General features: G+C 71.0%; 18 protein-coding genes and 2 tRNA genes. 10 read left to right on the forward strand and 10 right to left on the reverse strand.

What is annotated here, in order from left to right; genetic code table 11:
* Positions 1 to 44: 44 nt before the first annotated feature.
* The 7 genes from ACFZB3_RS15925 to ACFZB3_RS15955 all read left to right on the forward strand — a co-directional run bounded on the left by ACFZB3_RS15925 (position 45) and on the right by ACFZB3_RS15955 (position 5264).
* Complete coding sequence (locus ACFZB3_RS15925) at positions 45 to 998, forward strand: NAD(P)-dependent oxidoreductase (RefSeq protein ID WP_391375488.1); 954 nt, start codon at positions 45 to 47, stop codon at positions 996 to 998.
* 51 nt (positions 999 to 1049) lie between these two features.
* On the forward strand, positions 1050 to 1988 hold the full coding sequence (gene ehuB / locus ACFZB3_RS15930; RefSeq protein ID WP_391375491.1) for an ectoine/hydroxyectoine ABC transporter substrate-binding protein EhuB: 939 nt from the start codon (positions 1050 to 1052) through the stop codon (positions 1986 to 1988).
* A complete protein-coding gene (gene ehuC, locus ACFZB3_RS15935) occupies positions 1985 to 2638 on the forward strand; it encodes an ectoine/hydroxyectoine ABC transporter permease subunit EhuC (RefSeq protein ID WP_391375493.1) in 654 nt (217 codons plus the stop codon). The genes ehuB and ehuC overlap by 4 nt, the downstream gene beginning before the upstream one ends.
* Positions 2635 to 3285 carry an ectoine/hydroxyectoine ABC transporter permease subunit EhuD gene (gene ehuD / locus ACFZB3_RS15940; RefSeq protein WP_391375496.1) on the forward strand — a complete coding sequence of 217 codons (651 nt, stop codon included), beginning with the start codon at positions 2635 to 2637 and terminating at the stop codon, positions 3283 to 3285. Before ehuC ends, ehuD begins: the two co-directional genes overlap by 4 nt.
* Positions 3275 to 4045, forward strand: a complete 771-nt coding sequence (locus ACFZB3_RS15945; RefSeq protein WP_391375499.1) for an ATP-binding cassette domain-containing protein — start codon at positions 3275 to 3277, stop codon at positions 4043 to 4045. The genes ehuD and ACFZB3_RS15945 overlap by 11 nt, the downstream gene beginning before the upstream one ends.
* Before the next feature lie 268 nt (positions 4046 to 4313).
* On the forward strand, positions 4314 to 5072 hold the full coding sequence (locus ACFZB3_RS15950; RefSeq protein ID WP_391375502.1) for an IclR family transcriptional regulator C-terminal domain-containing protein: 759 nt from the start codon (positions 4314 to 4316) through the stop codon (positions 5070 to 5072).
* A gap of 118 nt (positions 5073 to 5190) precedes the next feature.
* Positions 5191 to 5264: transfer RNA gene (locus ACFZB3_RS15955), tRNA-Lys, on the forward strand.
* Positions 5265 to 5357: 93 nt separating this feature from the next.
* On the opposite strand, the gene ACFZB3_RS15960 is transcribed toward ACFZB3_RS15955, so the two are convergent.
* The 6 genes from ACFZB3_RS15960 to ACFZB3_RS15985 form a co-directional block, all read right to left on the reverse strand.
* Positions 5358 to 6314: a DUF4331 family protein gene (locus tag ACFZB3_RS15960; RefSeq protein WP_391375505.1), complete on the reverse strand. Its 957-nt coding sequence runs from the start codon at positions 6312 to 6314 to the stop codon at positions 5358 to 5360.
* A 58-nt stretch (positions 6315 to 6372) separates the two neighbouring features.
* Positions 6373 to 8031, reverse strand: a complete 1659-nt coding sequence (locus ACFZB3_RS15965; RefSeq protein WP_391375508.1) for an AMP-binding protein — start codon at positions 8029 to 8031, stop codon at positions 6373 to 6375.
* A 169-nt stretch (positions 8032 to 8200) separates the two neighbouring features.
* Positions 8201 to 8674 carry a DUF3592 domain-containing protein gene (locus ACFZB3_RS15970; RefSeq protein WP_391375511.1) on the reverse strand — a complete coding sequence of 158 codons (474 nt, stop codon included), beginning with the start codon at positions 8672 to 8674 and terminating at the stop codon, positions 8201 to 8203.
* A 129-nt stretch (positions 8675 to 8803) separates the two neighbouring features.
* Positions 8804 to 9409 carry a lytic polysaccharide monooxygenase gene (locus ACFZB3_RS15975; RefSeq protein WP_391375514.1) on the reverse strand — a complete coding sequence of 202 codons (606 nt, stop codon included), beginning with the start codon at positions 9407 to 9409 and terminating at the stop codon, positions 8804 to 8806.
* A gap of 115 nt (positions 9410 to 9524) precedes the next feature.
* Complete coding sequence (locus tag ACFZB3_RS15980; RefSeq protein ID WP_391375517.1) at positions 9525 to 10655, reverse strand: SPFH domain-containing protein; 1131 nt, start codon at positions 10653 to 10655, stop codon at positions 9525 to 9527.
* A gap of 113 nt (positions 10656 to 10768) precedes the next feature.
* Positions 10769 to 12067 (reverse strand): peptidoglycan-binding protein, encoded by a 1299-nt coding sequence (locus ACFZB3_RS15985; protein WP_391375519.1) that lies wholly within the window; start codon positions 12065 to 12067, stop codon positions 10769 to 10771.
* 186 nt (positions 12068 to 12253) lie between these two features.
* On the opposite strand from ACFZB3_RS15985, the gene ACFZB3_RS15990 reads away from it, so the two are divergent.
* The 3 genes from ACFZB3_RS15990 (at position 12254) to ACFZB3_RS16000 (ending at position 16719) form a co-directional block, all read left to right on the forward strand.
* A tRNA-Lys gene (locus ACFZB3_RS15990) sits at positions 12254 to 12327 on the forward strand.
* Positions 12328 to 12799: 472 nt separating this feature from the next.
* Complete coding sequence (locus ACFZB3_RS15995; RefSeq protein ID WP_391375522.1) at positions 12800 to 14785, forward strand: glycosyltransferase family 2 protein; 1986 nt, start codon at positions 12800 to 12802, stop codon at positions 14783 to 14785.
* Positions 14782 to 16719: a galactose oxidase-like domain-containing protein gene (locus ACFZB3_RS16000; RefSeq protein WP_391375525.1), complete on the forward strand. Its 1938-nt coding sequence runs from the start codon at positions 14782 to 14784 to the stop codon at positions 16717 to 16719. The genes ACFZB3_RS15995 and ACFZB3_RS16000 overlap by 4 nt, the downstream gene beginning before the upstream one ends.
* A 65-nt stretch (positions 16720 to 16784) precedes the next feature.
* On the opposite strand, the gene ACFZB3_RS16005 is transcribed toward ACFZB3_RS16000, so the two are convergent.
* The 4 genes from ACFZB3_RS16005 to ACFZB3_RS16020 form a co-directional block, all read right to left on the reverse strand.
* The gene (locus ACFZB3_RS16005) at positions 16785 to 17813 is read right to left on the reverse strand and encodes a glycoside hydrolase family 6 protein (RefSeq protein ID WP_391375527.1); all 1029 of its coding nucleotides are present in this window, start codon (positions 17811 to 17813) and stop codon (positions 16785 to 16787) included.
* A gap of 344 nt (positions 17814 to 18157) precedes the next feature.
* Positions 18158 to 18829 (reverse strand): class F sortase, encoded by a 672-nt coding sequence (locus ACFZB3_RS16010; RefSeq protein WP_391375530.1) that lies wholly within the window; start codon positions 18827 to 18829, stop codon positions 18158 to 18160.
* A gap of 13 nt (positions 18830 to 18842) precedes the next feature.
* On the reverse strand, positions 18843 to 19391 hold the full coding sequence (locus tag ACFZB3_RS16015) for a hypothetical protein (RefSeq protein WP_391375533.1): 549 nt from the start codon (positions 19389 to 19391) through the stop codon (positions 18843 to 18845).
* 117 nt (positions 19392 to 19508) lie between these two features.
* Complete coding sequence (locus ACFZB3_RS16020; RefSeq protein ID WP_391375536.1) at positions 19509 to 20288, reverse strand: HAD-IIA family hydrolase; 780 nt, start codon at positions 20286 to 20288, stop codon at positions 19509 to 19511.
* Positions 20289 to 20341: the final 53 nt, after the last annotated feature.

The following is a 20341-nucleotide window of genomic DNA, read 5'->3' on the forward strand; positions in this document are numbered from 1 at the left end:
TCCGCCCATGTCAGACGCTGTCGGACACCGGGAGACCGCCCCGCATGACACCGCCCGTGCCCACTCTGCTGGTCCTCGACGCCGACCCGCCCCCGCGGCTGGGCCGGCTCACCGGCCGTGCCCGGATCGTGCGCACGGACGCGGCGGGCCTGGCGGCCCGGCTGCCGGCCGCGGACGTCCTCCTGGTCTGGGACTTCGCCTCGCACGCCGTCCGCGAGGCCTGGCCGGGCGAGGGGCCCCGGCCGGGCTGGGTGCACACCGCGAGCGCGGGTGTCGACCATCTGATGTGCCCGGAGCTGGCCGCGTCCGGCACGGTCGTCACCAACGCGCGCGGGGTCTTCGACGCGCCCGTCGCCGAGTACGTGGCCGCGCTGGTGCTGGCCATCGCCAAGGACCTGCCGCGCACCCTCGACCTCCAGCGGGAGCGGACCTGGCGGCACCGCGAGGCGCGCCGGGTGGCCGGCACGCGCGCGTGCGTGGTCGGCACCGGGCCGATCGGCCGGGCGATCGTCCGCACCCTCAAGGCGCTCGGCGTCACCACGGCCCTGGTCGGCCGTGTCCCGCGCACCGGCATCCACGGCCCGGACGACCTGGACCGGCTGATGTCCCGGGCGGACTGGGTGATCGCGGCCGCCCCGCTGACCGAGCAGACGTACGGCATGTTCGACGCGCACCGCTTCGGCGTGATGCAGCCGTCGGCCTGCTTCATCAACGTCGGCCGGGGCCGGCTGGTCGACGAGGAGGCCCTGGTCCGGGCGCTGACCCGGCGCTGGATCGCGGCCGCGGCCCTGGACGTCTTCGCGACCGAGCCGCTGCCCGCCGACAGTCCGTTGTGGCACGTGCCGGGCCTGCTGGTCTCTCCCCACATGGGCGGGGACACGGTCGGCTGGCGGGACGAACTGGGCATCCAGTTCGTGGAGTTGTACGAGCGGTGGGCGGCGGGCAGATCCCTGCCCAACGTGGTCGACAAGAAGCGCGGGTACGTGCCGGGGCACTGACCCTCGCGGTCGTGGTGCATAAGTCGGTCGGGGTCGGGTAGCCGCGCCGCCATGGCTCCACCACACAGGAACGAATCAGCCACATCAGGGCACGAATCCGGACACGGCCGGCGGGCCGTGCTCGCGGGCGCCGCCGCGGTCGGCGCACTCGGCGCGCTCGGCACCGCCGGTTGCACGCGCGTGGCCACCGCCACCGGCACCGACGGCGGTGACCTGCTGCAACGGCTGCGCGCCCAGGGTGTCGTACGGCTCGGCATCGCCGGCGAGATCCCCTTCGGGTACATCGACAAGGACGGGCACCTGACCGGGGAGGCGCCGGAGCTGGCCAAGGCCGTCTTCGGGCGGCTCGGGGTGGACCGGGTGCAGCCGGTGCCGACCGAGTTCGGTTCGCTGATACCCGGGCTGAACTCGCAGCAGTTCGACGTCGTGGCCGCCGGGATGTACGTCAACCCGGAGCGGTGCGAGCAGGTGATCTTCGCGGATCCCGACTACCGGATGCTCGACTCCTTCATCGTGCGCAAGGGCAACCCCAAGGGGCTGCACGACTACGAGGACGTCGTCAGGAAGAAGGCGAGGTTCGCGACGGGGACGGGCTATGCGGAGATCCGGTACGCGGTCGAGGCCGGGTACCGGGAGAGCGACATCCTGATCGTGCCCGACCAGGTCGCCGGGTTGAACGCCGTGGAGGCGGGACGGGTCGACGTGTTCGCCGGTACGGCGCTCACCACCCGTGCGGTGGCCGGGAAGTCGGCGAAGGCGGAGGCGACCGAGGCCTTCGCGCCGCTCGTGGACGGGAAGCCGCACGTGGACGGGGGCGCGTTCGCGTTCCGGCCGGCGGAGACGCGGCTGCGGGACGCCTTCGACGTGGAGCTGCGCAAGCTGAAGAAGAGCGGCGAAGTGTTCCGGATCCTGCGCCCGTTCGGCTTCACCGAGGACGAGATGACCGACCTGACGGCGAAGGAGCTGTGCGCGGGAGGGAAGAGCGGATGACCTCGGGACTGTGGGACCTCGTGCTCGACGGGGTCTGGACGACCGTCCAGCTGCTGCTGTTCAGCGGTCTGCTGATGACAGGGGTGGCACTGGTGGCGGGCGTGGCCCGGACGGACCGGCGCTGGATCGTGCGGTTCCTGGCCGGGCTCTACACCGAGGTGTTCCGCGGCACTTCGGCGCTGGTGATGATCTTCTGGGTGTTCTTCGTGCTGCCGGTCGCCTTCGGCTGGCAGCTGGTACCGATGTGGGCGGGGACGCTCGCGCTCGGCCTGACGTACGGCGCGTACGGCGCGGAGATCGTGCGCGCGGCCCTGGGCGCGGTGGACCCGGCGCAGCGGGAGGGCGGGGTCGCGCTCGGCTTCACGCCCTGGCAGCGGCTGCGGCTGATCCTGCTGCCGCAGGCGGTGCCGGAGATGATCCCCTCCTACTGCAACCTGCTCGTGGAGCTGCTCAAGGGCACCGCCCTGGTGTCGGTCACCGGCATGGGCGACCTCGCGTTCAGCGGGAACCTGGTCCGGCTGGCCCTGCAGGAGAGCGCGCACGTCTACACGTACCTGCTGGTGATCTACTTCGTGATCGCGTTCGTCATCACCCGGCTGCTGCGCGGCCTGGAGAAGCGGCTGCGGGCCGGGCTCGGCGGTGTCGCGTGACGTGGGACTGGAGTGCCGTCAGCGAGTTCATGCCGCACTTCCGGGACGGCCTGCTGGTCACCCTGCAGGCGCTGGTGCTCGGCTCGCTGATCTCGTTCTCGCTGGGGCTGGTGTGGACGCTGCTGATGCGGACGCCGTCGAGGTGGGTGCGGTGGCCGGTCGGGGTGGTGACCGAGTTCGTGCGCAACACCCCGCTGCTGGTGCAGCTGTTCTTCCTCTTCTACGTGCTGCCCGAGTGGGGGCTGACGTTCTCCGCGCTGACCACCGGGGTCTTCGCGATCGGCCTGCACTACTCGACGTACACCATGCAGGTCTACCGGGCCGGTGTCGAGGCCGTGCCGGCCGGGCAGTGGGAGGCGGCCACCGCGCTCAGCCTGCCGGCGCGGCGGACCTGGTTCGCGGTGATCCTGCCGCAGGCGGTGCGCCGGGTGGTGCCGCCGCTCGGCAACTACGTGATCTCGATGCTGAAGGACACGCCGGTCCTGATGTCGATCACCGTGCTGGAGATGCTCGGCCAGGCCCGGCTCTTCTCCCAGCAGCACTTCCGGTTCACCGAGCCGGTGACGGTGATCGGCGTCGCCTTCGTCGTCGTCTCCTACCTCGCCTCCCTTCTCCTGCGCACCCTGGAGCGTCGCCTTGTCCGTTGAGACCAGTGACCCGCTGACCGCCACCGACACCCTGATCCGGCTGGAGGGGGTGACCAAGCGGTTCGGGGACAACACCGTCCTCGACGGGCTCGACCTCGCCGTGCAGGCGGGCCGGCACGTCACCCTGATCGGGCCCTCCGGCTCCGGCAAGACCACGATCCTGCGGCTGCTGATGACCCTGGCCAAGCCGGACACCGGCACCATCACCGTCGACGGGCAGCGGCTCTTCCCGGCGTCCGAGAAGGAGATCCGGGAGGTCCGCAAGCAGATCGGGATGGTGTTCCAGCAGTTCAACCTGTTCCCGAACATGAGCGTGCTGCGCAACATCACCGAGGCCCCGGTGACCGTGCTCGGCCTGCCCAGGGACGAGGCGGAGGCGCGCGCCCGGGAGCTGCTCGACCTGGTGGGCCTGGCCGACAGGGCCGACGCGCGGCCGACCCGGCTCTCCGGCGGCCAGCAGCAGCGCGTCGCGATCGCCAGGGCGCTGGCCATGCGGCCGAAGGTGCTGCTCCTCGACGAGGTGACCTCGGCGCTCGACCCGGAGCTGGTGGCGGGCGTCCTCGACCTGCTCAGGGACATCGCCCGCACCACCGACATCACCATGCTCTGCGTGACCCACGAGATGAACTTCGCCCGGGACATCTCCGACCAGGTCCTGATGTTCGACTCGGGCCGGGTCATCGAGGCGGGCCCGCCGGAGCGGATCTTCAGCGAGCCCGGGCACGAGCGGACCCGGGAGTTCCTCGGCGCGGTGCTGTAGATAATTCCACCGCCGACGCCGTAAAAGTTTCCCCACACGGTGGCACGACTACAGGAAGTGAACGCTCGATCACCCGAGGTCCGGCGGACGGGTCATTCCGTTGGCATATGCCAGCGGGTCTTTTCCGCAGTTGAGAGGGCTGGAATCTCGCCAACACCCCCTCCGTTTCGGGTGCTTGCCCGTTATCGTGGAGAGGATCCGTTGTCCGGATCGCGGCCCAAGCAGTGCTGCCGAAGCAGCATCGCCGAGCGAGCGCAGGGGGACCACCGTGGCGCTGATGCACGAGCCGACCGCCCCGTACCACTCCGCCCAGGACGCCCTTCGGGTCCTGGAGACGGTGGCGGGGCACGCCACCGGCGTCACCGACACCGAACTGGCCCGCAGGACCGGCCTGGACCCGGAGCGGCTGACCGCGCTGCTGCGCATGCTGCGCCGCGAGGGCTACGTCGAGCAGGTCGCCGACGGCGCGTACGTGACCGGCGAGACGCTGCGCCGGCTCGGCTCCACGCACGAGCGGGAGCAGGCCCTCGGCGAGCAGCTCCAGCAGACCCTCGACCGGCTGCGGGACTCGGTCGGCGCCGCCGTCTACCTCAGCCGGTACGTCGACGGCGAGGTGCGGATCGGCCAGTACGCGGACGGCCCGGCCACCCCCGCGGTCAACGAGTGGGTGGACTTCCGCTCCTCCGCGCACGCCACCGCGATCGGCAAGAGCCTGCTCACCCAGCTCGACCACAACGCCCGCCGCGACCACCTCTCCCGGCACAAGATGGCCCGCCTCACCTCGCGCACCATCACCAGCGACAAGCTCCTGCTCTCCCGGCTGGAGGCGCAGCCGCCGACGGTCCCCGTCCTGGACCTCCAGGAGTACGCCATCGGCACGGTGTGCGCGGCGGTCCCGATCACCGCCGGCTCGGCCGTGGGCTGCCTGGCACTCTCCCTGCCGGTCGAGCACGCGCACCGGCTCCGCCAGGCCGCCGACACCCTGAACCGCGGCGCGGCTCCGCTGCTGCTCTCCCTCGCCATCTAGGCCCTGGGCCCCGGCCCCGGCGGTGGTCGGAAGCACCCCGCCGGACCAGGTAGTATTTTCTTCGTCGCCAGCCGGACGACCCAGTCGAGAGACGGTTCGAACGGTCGGCGTGAGTCATGCGCCGCTAGCTCAGTTGGTTAGAGCAGCTGACTCTTAATCAGCGGGTCCGGGGTTCGAGTCCCTGGCGGCGCACCTTTGATGACCTGGGGTTTTACCACCCCAGGTCATTTTTTATGCGCCGCGTGCCGGACCCTGTGCCAGACCCTGCGCCGGGCCGTGTGCGCCCTAGTGCGGGTCCCCCAGGAAGGGGAAGTCGGAGCCGAGGTCGTCATGGGGCCGCAGCCCGTCGTGGGGCGCGGCGCCGTTGGTCAGCAGCGCGATCCCCTCGTTGATGACGTCGTCGGTGAGGTTGCGGCCGTTCGGGTACCCCGCGGCGCTCGTGTAGTCGTACGTCACGAGGTCGGGGAGCAGGCCCTCCGCGAGGGCGGCCGCCCGGTCCGCGGAGTAGCCCCCGTGTTCGAGGACGTGTGCGAACTTGTCGAGGAAGAGCTCGCGGTCCCGGACCGGCTCCTGCTGGTTCCATATCCGCTTGTCGTCGTCGCTGTGGTTGAAGTTGTTGTCGATCCCGGGCCGTCCCGCCCGGTCGCCCTGGACCAGGCGGCCGTCGTGCGGAACCAGGACCCGGGCCCAGACGCCGACCTGCGGATCCGGGCCGAGCACGGTGTTCGGGACCTCCAGCACGATGCCGAACACGTTCTTGTCGAGGAAGAAGTCCTGGCCGGTCCACTGGAAGTCGTTCCCGGCCCCGATCGGGTCGGCGAAGAACGGGTCGCTGCGGAGCCCGGCGAAGAACCGGAAGTCGCCGGCCGTGGTGATCTCCGGCTTCGGGCCGAAGGTGACCGGGGCGTCCGCGACGACCGTCTCCCCCGCCTCGACATCGGCCGCGGGGCCCCGGCCGGCCGCCAGCTGCACACTGGCGCTCTGCGACTCCGCCACCACCGGCGAGAACCGCACCCGGATGGCGACGTCGTTCACCGCGTCGCCGTCGTTGTCCACGCCGAACTCGTAGACCGACTCGGAGTCGACGGCGTCCGCGGTGACCGGCGAGTGCGGGTTGATGCACATGACCAGGACCGTCCGGTCCGCATCACCCGGGTTCTGGAAGACGAAGATGTCGGTGATGTGGCTCCTCGGGTCCATGCTCGTGGGGCTGATGCCCAGGCCGGAGACGTGGTGCGCCATGTCGATGGCTCCTCTCGGATGGCCGTGCAGGTCGACTTCGGCGCACGCTAACACGGGGTCAATTGCCCAAGTGTCCACGTATGAACGGCCTTTCGGGCAGTACGCCGTCGCCCCGCGGCGGACCCCACGCTTCCGCGTCCTGCGGGGTCAGCCTGCGGTACGTCCGCTCCCCCGGCGGCCGCCACCACACCGGGTCGGCACACCGCACGCCCTCCCTGCGCAGCGCCGCCCGCTGGATCTTGTTGGTCGCCGTCACCGGCATCCGCTCCACCACCCGCACGAACCGGGGCGCCATCTTCGTCCCCAGGTCGGGCTGGGCGAGCAGGAACTCGGCGAAGTCCAGCGGCTCGAACCGGCCGGCGACCGTCGCCATCACCTGGTCCCCGGTCACCGGGTCCGGCACCCCGTACACGGCGACGGCCTCCGCACCCTCGTACCGGGCCACGATGTTCTCGATCACCGCGGCGGCCAGGTTCTCCCCGTCGACCCGGATCCGGTCGTCGGTGCGCCCCGCGAAGTACAGGTATCCCGCCGCGTCCCGGTAGAAGAGGTCCCCGGTCCAGTACCACCCGCCCCTGCGCCGCTCCGCCTCCGCCGCCGCGTTCCGCCAGTACCCCTCGAACGGGTTCGGCGCCCGGTTCACCAGCTCCCCTATCGCCGCCTCCCCGTTCAGCAGCCGGCCCGTGGAGTCGAAGACGGCGGGCGGGCACTCCTCCCCCGACCCCTGGTCGAGCACGACGAGCCCCGGCGCCGCCCGCCCCACCGCCCCGGCCGGCGTCCCCGGCGACCACTGGATCGCCGCCCCGCCCTCAGAGGACCCGTACCCCTCGACGAGCCGCACCCCGAACCGCTCCTCGAAGGCCGCCGCGTCCACGGCCCCGGCCTCCGTCCCGAACCCGAGCCGCAGCGGGTTGTCCCGGTCGTCGGCGCGCGGCTCGGTCGCGAGTATGTACTGCACGGCCCGGCCGACGTAGGTGAAGTAGGTGGCCCGGTAGCGCCGTACATCGTCCAGGAAACCGGACGCCGAGAACCGCCGCCGCAACGCCACCCCGGCGCCCGCCACCAGTGCGGGCGCCCAGTCGGCGATCACGGCGTTGCCGTGGAACATCGGCATGCAGACGTAGTGCACGTCGTCGGGACGCACCCCGAACTGCCCGGCGAGCGACCGCCCGGCCGCGGCCAGCCGGCCCTGGGAGCAGAGGGCGGCCTTCGGAGCGCCGGTGGACCCGGAGGTGAAGTAGAGCAGGATCCGGTCGGCGGGGACGGCCCGGGAGGCGTCGGGAGAGGCGCCGAAGTAGGGGGCGAGCAGGGCGCCGTACTCCGGTTCGTCGGTGACGAGGAGCCGGACGCCGGGCAGTTCGAGCCCGGCGAGCAGCGGCAGGTGGGCCCGCTCGGTGACGAGCACCGGGCACTCGGTGTGCCGGATGTCCCGGGCCAGTTCGGCCCCCCGGCGGGTCGGGTTGACCCCCGCCACGGCGGCTCCGGCGAGCGCGGCGGCGCCCAGCCAGAGCGGGAACTCGGGGGTGTTGTCGAGCAGGACCCCGACGTGGGGCACGGCGCCGGCAGGCAGCAGATCGGCGAACAGCGCCGCCCGGGCGGCAGCCCCGGCGGCCACCTCGTGGTGCGTCAGCACCTGCTCCTCGAACCACATCCCGGGCCGGTGATCGCCCCACCGGGCGGCGACGGCTTCAGCAACGGTGGACCCATCGACGGCCATGGAGAAGCAGAATAATTGACACTCCGTCAGATCAACACCCTGGGGGCGCGGGGCTGTGTCAATTTGCGGCTGCCGCCGCGTGGGCGCGACAAGCCCCCACCGACCCGCGGAGACCCACGACCTCACCAGCCCCCCACCGGTCCACCGAGGCCCACGGCCTCCCCCGCACTCACGGCGCCATCCCGTCCGCCGCCGAGAAGATGAAGTGCGCCACCCCCATGAAGACCAGCGCGAACCCGATGATCACTCCGAAGAACGCCACCGCGCACCCGGTCCCCACCGCCAGCTTCCCCTGGGCGGGCGGCCGCGTCGTCGCCCCCTCCGGCTTCTCCGGCAGGTAGTACACCGTCACGAAGTCGCCCTCGATCACGGTCGACCGCCCGCTCGCCTCGTCGAAGCGGACGACCCGCCCCTCGGCCGTCGTGAACTCGTAGACATGGTGCAGCGTGGTCGTCACGGACGTGTCCCCGCCACCGCCGCTGGTCCTCGTGTACGACCGCAGACAGCGCGCCTCGGCGGTACGCCCGTGACGCCACGTCCGGCTGATCTCGCTCGACCGCCGCAGCGTCTTGTACAGCCCGAGGACACCGACGACGACGAAGATGCCGGGAAGGATGTAGAAGAACGCTTCCATCAGGCCCATGAGAGTCCCCCGCCTCCGAACACCGGTCCGACTGACCGGTGTGGCGGGAACGTACCCCCGCGGCCCGCGGCGGGTCCTCAAGCGAAGCTCAGATCAGCCGGGTGTTACCCGGTTGTCGAACGATGCCGGTCAGAACGTGACGTCCGAGCAGGCGTAGAACGCGTTGGTCGTGTCGGCGATCGTCCAGACCGCCACGATCACGTGGTGGCCGCTCAGCCCCGACGGCAGGGTGCCGCTGTGGCTGAGGGTGGCCGGCGGGCGCTGGCCGTTGTAGGGGACGGTGAGGAAGGGGGTGGTGTTGAGGTCCGAACGGGCGAGGGCGTGGTTCTGGTTCCAGCCCTGCTTGGTGACGTAGTACTTGAAGTCGGTCGTGGCGTGCATCGCCGTGAACTGCCACCGGAAGGTGTACGACTGACCGCCCGTCACCTTCGTCGTCGGCCAGGCCCCGCCCGAGGGCGTGGTGGGCGAGCTGAGCTGGGCGAACCTGCTCAGCCCGCCGTTGCAGATCTGGCCGTCGGCGGGACCGGACGCCGGGAAGCCCTTCGGGCCCTCGACGCTCTGCGGCTCGTACTGGATGTCGCCGCAGTTGGTCACCGTGCCGTTGGCACAGAGCTTCTGCCGGCTGATGGGGAGGTCGGTGTAGCCGTGCCCGCTGGCGCCGCCGGTGGAGAGTGCGAAGGCTCCGGCGGTCGCCACGCCGAGCACGACGGCCGACACCTTGGTCCGTTTACGCATGCTGCCGCTCCTGGAGAACGTGGGGGAAGTTCGGTGAGCCGTGCAGGTCTAGACCAAGTCCCAGATTATTGCCGCTTGTTGAACATGTCCATACCAAAAGGAGTGTCCGTGCCCGTCACGGTGCGGAGTCGGCACGTCCCGAGCAGAACGCCACCGTCAGGTCGCGCACCAGCACCTTGCGCTCGTAGTCGTCGAGTTCGACGAGTCCGCGCATGGTCAGCCGGGTCACCGTGTCCTCGACCGAGTCCACGACCGAGGTGAGCATGGTGGCCCGCTGCCGTGCGTCGAGCGCGGCGATCCGGCGCCGCTGCATGGCCGCGGCGACCTCCGGGGCGTACTCCACCCGGACCGGCTGCACGGCGAACACCTCCAGGCCGATGCCCGCCGCGTCCGCCGACACCAGCCGGGTCAGCGCGTCCGTGGCCATCTCCACCGAACCCCGGGCGGTGCCCGGCGGCTCCACCGGCACCCGGACCAGCGCGGCCTCCACGCACTCGCGCAGGTACGTCTCGTGGTCCTCGACGCCGAGCACCGCCCGCGCGGTGTCCCGCACCCGCCACACCACCAGGACGACGACCCGCAGCGCGACCCCGTTGCCGTCCGCCGCCGGCATCTCCTCGCTGCGCCAGTGCCGCAGCCGGACGTCGGCCCGGCGGCGCATCAGCAGCGGGTTGACCCAGAGCAGGCCGGTGCGCCGTACCGTCCCGCGGTAGCGGCCGAACAGGCCGAGCACCCAGGCCCGCCCGGTCGTCCCGCGCGCGAGTCCCCCGAAACCGGCCAGGCCGAGCGCACCGGCCCCGGCGTACGCCGCCCACTGCGCCGGTCCGAGCCCCGCGCCCCCGTACGCCGGCAGGTGCAGCGCGTGCGCCGCGAGCGACGGCAGCACCCCCGCCCACCAGGAGGTCGCGAGCCCCCCGGCCACTCCACCGAGCCCGGCGCACACGCCGGCCGCGCCGGGCAGCACCCGGGCCGGACGCTCCACCAGGTCGGGGTCGACGGCGGCGACCGGCCGGGGCTTGGCCGGGAGCGGGCGGCGCAGCCGGGGCTGTTCCCCGGTGCCCTGCCGACGGCCGACCACGGCCGGCCGCAACGGCACCGACACGGGGTCGGGGTCGTCGCGGAACAGCAGGTGGACGGGGATCTCGGTGGTGATCTCGTTCTGGATGAGCCGGGGAGTCGGGCGGGTGGGCGGCCCGCCGTCCGGGGGCCCGTCCGCGTCGGGGGTGTGTTCCGTGGTCGTACTCATGCCTGCCTCCAGCCTCCGCGCCAGATGCTTCAGGTGGTTCTCAGGTGGTCCTCAGGTGGTTCCCGGACGGCTCCTCGGGGGGTCCTCAGGGCGCCCTCGGGGGACCGGGGTCGTCACAGGAACAGGCGTCGCCAGGTCTCCGGCCCCGGGTAGCCGTCGGCCGCGCCGCCGCGCCAGCCCTGGGCCCGCTGGAACGCCTCGACGGCCCTGCGGTCCGCCTCGCCCCAGGCGGGATGCGGGCCGTCGGGGTAGAACCGGCCGTACCCCTTCTTGACCAGCTGCCTGCCGAGCCGGGTGACGTGGTCGTTCGCGGCGCCCGGACGGAAGAAGTTCTTGCCGGGGTAGCCCGGGACCCCGTGCGAGGCGGGGGCGGACGGTGCCGCGGGGGCGGACCTGATGTTCTTGCCCCTGCCGGTGGCGAGGAGTTCCCAGGTGCCCGGTCCGGGCAGGCCGTCGGCGGCGGCGCCGGTCCAGCCCTGGGCCCGCTGGAACGCCTGGGTGGCCCGCTGGTCCGACAGGCCCCAGACCGGCCCGGGGCCCTTGGCGTAGTAGCCGCCGGCGCCCCGGGCGACCAGCAGCTGCCCGAGGAGGGTGACGTACTTGTTGTGGGCGCCGGGCCCGAAGTAGGCCGCCCCCGGGAACGCCACCGACGTCTTCGCGGCCTGGGCGCCGGGCGTGGCCGGGTCCGCGATCAGGCCGTTGTAGCGGTAGGGGACGTACTTCGCGGAGTTGGTCCAGTAGGCGTAGGGCGTGGACTGGCTGCGGGCGTGCGGGGGTGTCTGCTCGTACACCGTGTAGTAGGTGTGCGTGTAGTCCGTCCAGCCGCCGAAGAGCACTACGTGGGAGCCCTTCTCGGGGTCGTCCGGGTTGTGGAAGAGCAGCATGTCGCCGGGCTGGAGCTCCTCCTTGGTGATCTTCGTGCCGAACTGGTCGAGGCTCCCGGTCCACTCGTTGCCGGTCAGCCCCCAGGCCATGGAGACGTAGCCCGAGCAGTCCTGCCGGTACCCGTCCGTCCAGTAGAGGGACATGCTGTACGGCACCTTGGCGGTGACCCAGGTCTTGGCGCGGTTGATGATCTGCGTGCGGGTGATGGGGGGCGTGGTGACCGGGCCTTTGACGGGCTTGCCGTTCGGGCCGTGCAGGGGGGACTTGGTGCCCTGCGGGGTCTGGGGCTCGGGGTCCACGGGAGCGGCGGACCGGTGCGGGGCGGGCGGGGCGCTGTGGGCGGCGGCGGCCGGGGCGCCCGCGGCGAAGGCGGCGGACGCGGCGGCCACGACCAGGACGCCGCGGGCGGCCGGGTGCCCGCCGAAGCGGCCGGGCAGCGGGGAGGGGGTCACCCGGCGCCAGTGGACGCAGCCGGGGCATTCGCAGGTGGTCGCGGGGTCGAATTCCTGGAAGACCGGGGCCGGCATGCGATTCCCCTCACACTTCATGTTGATATGTCCGGGACTGTGCACGTTGATCAGCTTCCCAACTTTGGTCCCGGTGCGCATGCTGACGGTCCGAATGATGTACGGCAGAGGGCGGACGGGGGTCGCCCTGGTGGCCGATGGTCAGGAGCACGGTTCGCCGTCGGGTAGAGTTCTCGATGTCAGCAGGCGCCGCTAGCTCAGTTGGTTAGAGCAGCTGACTCTTAATCAGCGGGTCCGGGGTTCGAGTCCCTGGCGGCGCACAGACACCCAGAAGGCCCTCCGCAGCAGCGGGGGGCCTTCTGGCGTACACCCCGTCGGTCACGCGAGGTCACTTCGGCACCCCGCACCCCCCATTGCCCCTCCATGTCAACAACCGACACGTCCGGTCCACATAATCACCACACGCTCCACAATGAACGCTTATGCCCGGTAAACACGACGTTTCGCTCTTGCGATCATGCTGAGCACCGTAGAACCCTGGATGTCCAAAGTGCCGGTGTTTCGCGGCACTTGGGGGGTAGATAGCCGGTTGCCAGATCTGCGGGGTTGAGGGGCCCCGGTCATGAATCGGTGCCGAGGGGGGCACCATGCAACCGGCCGGTCACGGTCCGTGTCCATATTCTGTGGGACGGCTGTGCCCCACCACTGACGCGCCCGACAGGGTCGAGGGGGACCCGCGCGGGCTCCAGTACCGATGAAACACGCGCCGACCTGCGTGTGGGGGGATGACTCATGACGTCGACACCGATGGGCGCCCGGCAGGAACAGGACTACGACCCGTCACGGACAACACAACTCCGGGTACCCGGGCACCGCACCACCGCCGGCGCCCTGGGCCGCATAAAGAAGACCCTGCCCAGATACGACTACGAGCACTACAGCAGGCTCGCCGGCCCCCTCACCCAGCCCGACCCGGGCCGGCCGTACACCGTGCAGTACCGCTCGCTGCTCTCCCAGGAACCGCACCGCGTCCGCGCCGCGCTGATGCTGGGCGCGGCCCCGCTGCTGTCGCTGGTCCTGCTGGCCTGGCTGCTGCAGCCCGAGCACTGGACCCAGCGGGACTACCCGGCGTACGACTTCCTGCCGGCCCTCGACATCGTGATGCTGGTGTCGATCGGCCTGATCGAGTTCTTCCGCTGCATGAACGTGCTGTCCAACGCGCATGCCACCCTGGTCGCCCGCGACCCGGTCCCGGTGATCCCGGAGACCGGCACCCGGGTCGCCTTCATCACCACGTTCGTGCCCGGCAAGGAACCCCTCGACATGGTCACCCGGACCCTGGAGGCGGCGGTCCGGCTGCGCCACCGGGGCCTGCTGCACGTGTGGCTGCTCGACGAGGGCGACGACCCGGAGGTGAAGGAGGTCTGCGCGCGCCTGGGCGTGCACCACTTCACCCGCAAGGGTGTCGAGAAGTGGAACCGGCCGAAGGGCCCGCACCGCGCGAAGACCAAGCACGGCAACTACAACGCCTGGCTGGAGGCGCACGGCGACGAGTACGACTTCTTCGCCTCCGTCGACACCGACCACGTGCCGCTGCCCAACTACCTGGAGCGGATGCTGGGCTACTTCCGCGACCCGGACGTCGGCTTCGTCATCGGCCCGCAGGTCTACGGCAACTACGACACGTTCGTCACCAAGGCCGCCGAGTCCCAGCAGTTCCTGTTCCACGCCCTCATCCAGCGCGCCGGCAACCGCTACGGCGCCCCCATGTTCGTCGGCACCTCCAACGCCGTACGGATCAGGGCGCTCCAGCAGATCGGCGGCCTGTACGACTCGATCACCGAGGACATGGCGACCGGCTTCGAGATGCACCGCGCCAAGAACCCGGCGACCGGCCGCAAGTGGCGCTCGGTCTACACCCCGGACGTGCTCGCGGTCGGCGAGGGCCCGAACGCCTGGACCGACTTCTTCACCCAGCAGCTGCGCTGGTCCCGGGGCACGTACGAGACGATCCTCAAGCAGTACTGGAAGGGCCTGTTCAGCCTGGGTCCGGGCAAGCTCTTCAACTACACGATGATGATCATCTTCTATCCGATGTCGGCCATCAACTGGATCCTGGCGGCGCTCAGCTGCGCCCTGTTCCTGGGCCTCGGCGCCTCGGGCGTCAACATCGACCCGACCGTGTGGCTGATGCTCTACGGCAACGCCTCCGCGCTCCAGATCGGCCTCTACATCTGGAACCGCCGGCACAACGTCTCCCCGCACGAACCGGAGGGCTCCGGCGGGGTCGCCGGCATGGTGATGTCGGCCCTGTCCGCGCCGATCTACGCCCGCTCGCTCATGGACGCGGTGCTGCGCCGCAAGAGCAGGTTCGTGGTCACCCCGAAGGGCGAGTCGGCGAGCCCGGACACCGTCTTCGGGACGTTCCGGATCCACTGGTTCTTCATCCTGGTCTTCGGCGGCTCGCTCGCCGCCGGCTTCCTGGGCGGCCACGCGCAGCCGGCGATGCTGACCTGGGCGACGCTGGCGCTGCTGATCACGGCGGCCCCGATCTTCGCCTGGCAGTACACCCTGCGGACGGAGAGCAGGGCGCCCGAGCCGTCGGCCGAGCCGGAGGACGCGGTGCCGGCCGGGTACCGGCCCGCGGGGCACGCGCCGCAGCAGCGGCCGACCTGGACGCCGCCCGCCGGCACCCCTGTGGAACAGACCCTGCGGATAGCACTCGGCGGACGCGGCGGTCTCGGCGCCCGTCGCGGGCCGGGAGGGCGTGAGGAATGAACGACAGCGCCGGCCGTCGCCGGGCCCGTCGGCTCGCGATCAGTACGGTGGTCGTTCTCGCCCTGGCAGGCATGAACGGACCGTGGCTGTACCGCTTCGGGACCGAGCGGTACCACCAGTACAAGATCAACAGACCCGAGTACAAGGCCGCGAACGGCCACTGGGACATCATCGAGTTCCCGAAGGAGTACCGCCAGGACACCATCCACGCGGTGCTCCTGCACACCGGGAAGGTGCTGCTGGTCGCGGGCTCGGGCAACAACCAGGACAACTTCGACGCGAAGATCTACGACAGCCGGATCTGGGACCCGGTGAAGGGCACGATCAAGAAGGTGCCCACCCCGGCCGACCTGTTCTGCACCGGCCACACCCAGCTCGCCAACGGCAACATCCTGATCGCGGGCGGCACCAAGCAGTACGAGAAACTCAAGGGCGACGTCAAGAAGGCCGGCGGCGTCATGATCCTCTACAACGAGAACCCGGACAAACCGATGACCCTGCCCAAGGGCACCCGGTTCACCGGCAAGCAGAACGGCAAGACGTTCGTCTCCGACGACTCGGCGCTGATCCCGCGCGCGACGAAGGTCTTCGACAAGAAGACCGGCAGGTTCCTGCGGAACAACCCGGGTTACGCCCGGGTCGTCGTGGAGGCGCCCGAGCAGGGCACCAAGTACGAGACCGGCACCCAGGACAACTACAGCATCGCGGGACTGACCGGCGCCGACGCCCGCAACACCTACGGCATCGCCAACAAACTCGGCATGGACAAGCGGGACTTCGAGGGCATCAGGAACGCCTACGAATTCGATCCGGTCGCCGAGAAGTACATCAAGGTCGACCCGATGAACGAGGCCCGCTGGTATCCGACGCTCACCACCCTGTCCGACGGAAAGATCCTCAGCGTCTCCGGACTCGACGACATCGGGCAGCTGGTGCCCGGCAAGAACGAGGTCTTCGACCCGAGGGCCAAGACCTGGACGTACACGAAGTACAAGCGCCAGTTCCCCACCTATCCGGCACTGTTCCTGCTCCAGAACGGCAAGCTCTTCTACTCCGGTTCCAACGCCGGGTACGGCCCGGACGACGTCGGCCGGGACCCCGGCATCTGGGACGTCGACACCAACCGGTTCACCAAGCTGTCCGGGCTCAGCGACCCGAACATGCTGGAGACGTCCGGGACCGTGCTGCTGCCTCCGGCGCAGGACGAGAAGTACCTGGTGGTCGGGGGCGGCGGGGTCGGCGAGTCCGCGCTGTCCACGAAGAAGACGCGGCTGATCGACCTGAAGGACCCCGACCCGAGGTTCACGGACGGGCCCTCGCTGGAGAAGGGGACGCGGTACCCGCAGATCTCGGTGCTGCCGGACGACAGCGTCCTGGTGTCGGGCGGCTCCGAGGACTACCGGGGCCGCGGCGACTCCGACATCAGGCAGGCGCGGATCTACGACACCGCGAGCAACTCCTTCCGGAGGGTGGCCGATCCGCTGGTGGGCCGGAACTACCACTCCGGGTCGATCCTGCTGCCCGACGGCCGGGTCATGTTCTTCGGCTCCAACCCGCTCTTCGCGGACAAGGCGGACACCAAGCCGGGCGTCTTCGAGCAGCGGATCGAGATCTACACGCCGCCGTACCTGTACCGGGACTCACGGCCGTCGCTGAGCGGGGGGCCGCAGACGATCGCCCGGGGCGGGACGGGGACGTTCACGTCGCGGCATGCGTCGACGATCAGGAAGGTGCGGTTGATCCGGCCGAGTGCGACCACGCATGTGACGGATGTGGACCAGCGGAGCGTGGCCCTCGACTTCAAGACGTCGGGCAACCGGATCACTGTGACGGTGCCGGAGAACCGGAATCTGGTTCCTTCGGGGTGGTACATGATTTTTGTGGATGACGATCAGGGGACGCCGAGCAAGGCGCAGTGGGTGAAGGTGCCCTAGCGCTCCCGCGGGTTGGGGCTTTGGGTGCGGGAGCGCTGTGGCTGGTCGCGCAGTTCCCCGCGCCCCTAGGTTTCTGATCCCTGCGCCAGTTTCAAGGCGTAGGTGGGCCACCAGTTGCCTGCTTGTGGGCCGCCCTTGCAGGTGCCGTCGGATTCGCCGGGGCGCTTGACCCACAGGTAGGCGTCCACCAGGGGGTCGGCCGTCTTTGTCGTCGGGGTTTCTCCCAGGGCGCGGCCCGGGGGGTTGCACCAGCGTTCGTCCGGGTTGCCGCCTGCGTACGGGCCGTTGCCGTTTCGGCTGGTGTCGATGACGAAGTGCTTGTTGCCGACCTTTGCCGAGAGCTGCTTGCCGTAGGTGATGGAGTCCTGGGTGGAGTAGAAGTTGGAGACGTTGACGGCGAAGCCGTCCGCCTGGGCGATGCCCGCCTGCTGGAGGGGACGGTAGATCTGGTCGGGGTGGCCCCAGCCGGCGTTGCCGGCGTCCAGGTAGACCTTGGTGGACTTGAGGGACTTGAGCTTGCCGACCGCGTAGTTGAGCAGGCTGTAGCGCTCCTCCTGGAACTGGGGCCGTGTGCAGCCGTCGACCATGTGCAGGACGGCGTCCGGTTCGAGGACCACCGTGGCGGGACGGTCCTGGATGCCGCGTGCGACCCCGTCGATCCACGCCCGGTACGCGTCGCCGTCGGCCGCGCCGCCCTGGCTGTACTGGCCGCAGTCGCGGTGCGGGATGTCGTAGAGGACCAGGAGGGCCGTGCGGTCGGACTTCTGCGCGGCCTCGGTGAAGCCGCGCGCCTCCTGCTCCGGGTTCTCCGGGCCGATCCACTCACCGGTCGGCTGTGCCGCTATCTTGCGGATCTGCTCGGCGTCGCCGTCCTTGCCGGCCTTCGCGTAGGCCTTCACCTGCCGGGCCGCGTTGGAGTCCGGGTTCACCCAGAACGGGTCCGCTTCCTTGGGCTGTTGGGTGATCACCGCCTGCGGACCCGCGGCCGGCTTGTCCCCGTCTCCGCCACCGCCCGAGGAGCAGCCGGCGAGCAGCAGCGCCGCCCCCAGTGCCCCGGCCCGGGCCGCCGAGCGGGCCCCCCTGCTGTCGTACATCCAATTCCCTCCTGGGTGCACTTGGCCAGAGCCCAATCGTGACATACCAGCCGCACTCGCCACGAGATCCCCCAACCCTTGTCGGTGAGCTGTTACAGCCCCCGTTGACGGGCGAGTTGACGGGACACAGGGGGAGGCTTGGCGGGCGCGAACCTAGGCCCGGGCGCCCGTTGCCCTCTAGAGTCGCTTGCGGGCGGCCCGTTCACCGGCCCGCCTTCCCAGCCTCCCGCGCCTGACGCCGGGTTACTCCCGCAGCCCGAGCGCGCGCGGTCGAGGACCGGCCCGGTCGGCGGTCTCAGGGGAGCGGGCCGTCGACCGGGCGACAGGTGGGTGCGCCGCCACGGCTATACGGCGGTCCCGGTGAGGTACGCCGAGACGACCACGTTCGCCGTGTAGCTGTCGGTGGCCCGGTCGAAGGTGCCGCCGCAGGTGATCAGGCGGAGTTCGGCGCGGCCCGACTCTCGGGTGCCGTAGGCCTGTTGGGCGTCGAAGTGGTCGCGGGGCAGGACCCGGACGTCGTCGACGGTGAACTCGGCGACCGTGCCGTCGGCGCGGACCACGCGGATCGTCTCGCCGGGGCGCATCGCGCTGATCTTGTAGAAGACGGCGGGCCGGGTCTCGGTGTCGACGTGCCCGACCAGGACCGCGGTGCCGGCCGCGCCGGGGTCGGTCCCGGAGCCGTACCAGCCGACCACGCCGGGCTGGTCGAGGGGGGGCGGGTCGACCCCGCCGTCCCCGTCGAGGCCGCGGGCGACCACGGGGGCCTGCACGCCCAGGTCCGGTATGTCGACGCGCTCGGGCACGGCCGAGGTCAACGGCTTGGCGGCGGGCGGGAGTTCGGGATCCGACGGCGGGCGGCCGACGGCGGCCACGTCACCCGTGGTGGGCCCCGTCATGCCGTCGGGTATCTCGGTCACCCCGCGGCCCCACAGCCACAGCCCGAGCAGCAGGACCGCCCAGGCCACCCCGGTCAGCAGCCGTCCGGTGCCGGGGGAACGTTCGGTGTCGTCGGACATCGTGCTCCTGTCCTCAGCGCGAACCGTGGCGGCGGCGGGCGCGCAGCAGTCCGACGGCGACCGCGGCGGAAGCGGCGAGGAGCAGGCCGGTGACCGCCTGCGCGGTGTCGGGTCCGGCCGAGCGGGCGTCCACCGCGGCGAGCGGAGCGGTGCCGCCGCCGCCCGCGTGCACGGGCGCGAACGGCGAGGCGGGCAGCACGCCGGGCACGTCCTGCTGCGACGAGGACTCCCGTACGACGGTGACGCTGCCGGTGACGGCGGAGCCGCCGCAGCTGACCTGCACGGTGTAGGTCCCGGCGCCGGCCGTGGAGCGGACCTGGGCCTGGCCGGTCAGGTCGCCGCCGGTGCCGCCGAGGCGGGCGTCCGAGACGAAGGCCGTCGAGACCGCGGTGCCGGTCGTACCGGAGCAGCCGCTCACCCGCAGCGCCACCATGGATCCGGCGGGCGGGGAAGCGGGGGTCACGGTCACGCCCCGGTCGTCCGCCGCGAGGGCGGCCGCCGGGGCGAGGCCGGCGGCGCAGACCAGGAGTCCGGTACAGAGAGTGAGGGGAATTGAGCCCATCGTGAACCTCCAGATATCTGGAGGCTCCCCCGCACCGGGCGCCCCCGCATCCTCGGGGGGCGCCCTGTTGCTCCGTACGGGTGGTGGCAGGTTTGGTGCCGGCGGGCCGGAGCCGGTTCAGATCCGGTCGACGAGGTCCGCGATCGAGTCCACGGTCTCGGAGGGCCGGAAGGGATAGCGGTCGACGTCGTCCGGCTGGGTGACGCCGGACAGCACCAGGAAGGTGCGCATCCCCGCCTCCAGGCCCGCGAGGACGTCGGTGTCCATCCGGTCGCCGATCATCGCGGAGGACTCCGAGTGGGCGCCGAGCGCGTTGAGGCCGGCCCGCATCATCAGCGGGTTGGGCTTGCCGACGAAGTACGGCTTCTTGCCGGTCGCGGCGGTGATCAGCGCGGCGACCGAGCCGGTGGCGGGCAGGTCGCCCTCCACGGACGGGCCGACGTTGTCGGGGTTGGTGGCGATGAACCGGGCGCCGTCGTTGATCAGCCGCACGGCCTTGGTCAGCGCCTCGAAGGAGTAGGTGCGGGTCTCGCCGAGGATGACGAAGTCGGGCTCGTGGTCGGTGAGGATGTACCCGATGTCGTGCAGGGCGGTGGTCAGGCCGGCCTCGCCGATGACGTAGGCGCTGCCGCCGGGCCGCTGGTCGTCCAGGAACTGGGCGGTGGCCAGCGCCGAGGTCCAGATGTTCTCCACCGGCACGTCGAGCCCCATCCGGCGCAGCCGTGCGTGCAGGTCACGGGCGGTGTAGATGGAGTTGTTGGTGAGCACCAGGAAGGGCCTCCCGGACTCCCGCAGCTTCTTCAGGAAGGCGTCCGCTCCGGGGATCGGGACGCCCTCGTGGATGAGGACCCCGTCCATGTCGGTGAGCCACGACTCGATGGGCTTGCGCTCTGCCATGTGGTGCGTCTCCTGGCGTGCGGACGGCGTACGTGAGCTGGGGGCGCCGGAAC

Source organism: Streptomyces sp. NPDC008092 (assembly GCF_042957285.1).
In the GTDB taxonomy this organism is placed as follows: domain Bacteria; phylum Actinomycetota; class Actinomycetes; order Streptomycetales; family Streptomycetaceae; genus Streptomyces.

Bases quoted from the DNA above. Each gene is read 5' to 3' on its own strand.
- ACFZB3_RS16020 (WP_391375536.1), bottom strand. From the start codon at position 20,288: ATGGCAGAGCGCAAGCCCATCGAGTCGTGGCTCACCGACATGGACGGG.
- ACFZB3_RS15985 (WP_391375519.1), bottom strand. From the start codon at position 12,067: ATGCCGGCCCCGGTCTTCCAGGAATTCGACCCCGCGACCACCTGCGAA.
- ACFZB3_RS15970 (WP_391375511.1), bottom strand. From the start codon at position 8,674: ATGGGCCTGATGGAAGCGTTCTTCTACATCCTTCCCGGCATCTTCGTC.
- ACFZB3_RS15995 (WP_391375522.1), top strand. From the start codon at position 12,800: ATGACGTCGACACCGATGGGCGCCCGGCAGGAACAGGACTACGACCCG.
- ehuC (WP_391375493.1), top strand. From the start codon at position 1,985: ATGACCTCGGGACTGTGGGACCTCGTGCTCGACGGGGTCTGGACGACC.
- ACFZB3_RS15975 (WP_391375514.1), bottom strand. From the start codon at position 9,409: ATGCGTAAACGGACCAAGGTGTCGGCCGTCGTGCTCGGCGTGGCGACC.
- ACFZB3_RS16000 (WP_391375525.1), top strand. From the start codon at position 14,782: ATGAACGACAGCGCCGGCCGTCGCCGGGCCCGTCGGCTCGCGATCAGT.
- ACFZB3_RS15980 (WP_391375517.1), bottom strand. From the start codon at position 10,655: ATGAGTACGACCACGGAACACACCCCCGACGCGGACGGGCCCCCGGAC.
- ACFZB3_RS15965 (WP_391375508.1), bottom strand. From the start codon at position 8,031: ATGGCCGTCGATGGGTCCACCGTTGCTGAAGCCGTCGCCGCCCGGTGG.
- ACFZB3_RS16005 (WP_391375527.1), bottom strand. From the start codon at position 17,813: ATGTACGACAGCAGGGGGGCCCGCTCGGCGGCCCGGGCCGGGGCACTG.
- ehuB (WP_391375491.1), top strand. From the start codon at position 1,050: ATGGCTCCACCACACAGGAACGAATCAGCCACATCAGGGCACGAATCC.
- ACFZB3_RS15960 (WP_391375505.1), bottom strand. From the start codon at position 6,314: ATGGCGCACCACGTCTCCGGCCTGGGCATCAGCCCCACGAGCATGGAC.
- ACFZB3_RS16010 (WP_391375530.1), bottom strand. From the start codon at position 18,829: ATGTCCGACGACACCGAACGTTCCCCCGGCACCGGACGGCTGCTGACC.
- ACFZB3_RS15925 (WP_391375488.1), top strand. From the start codon at position 45: ATGACACCGCCCGTGCCCACTCTGCTGGTCCTCGACGCCGACCCGCCC.
- ACFZB3_RS16015 (WP_391375533.1), bottom strand. From the start codon at position 19,391: ATGGGCTCAATTCCCCTCACTCTCTGTACCGGACTCCTGGTCTGCGCC.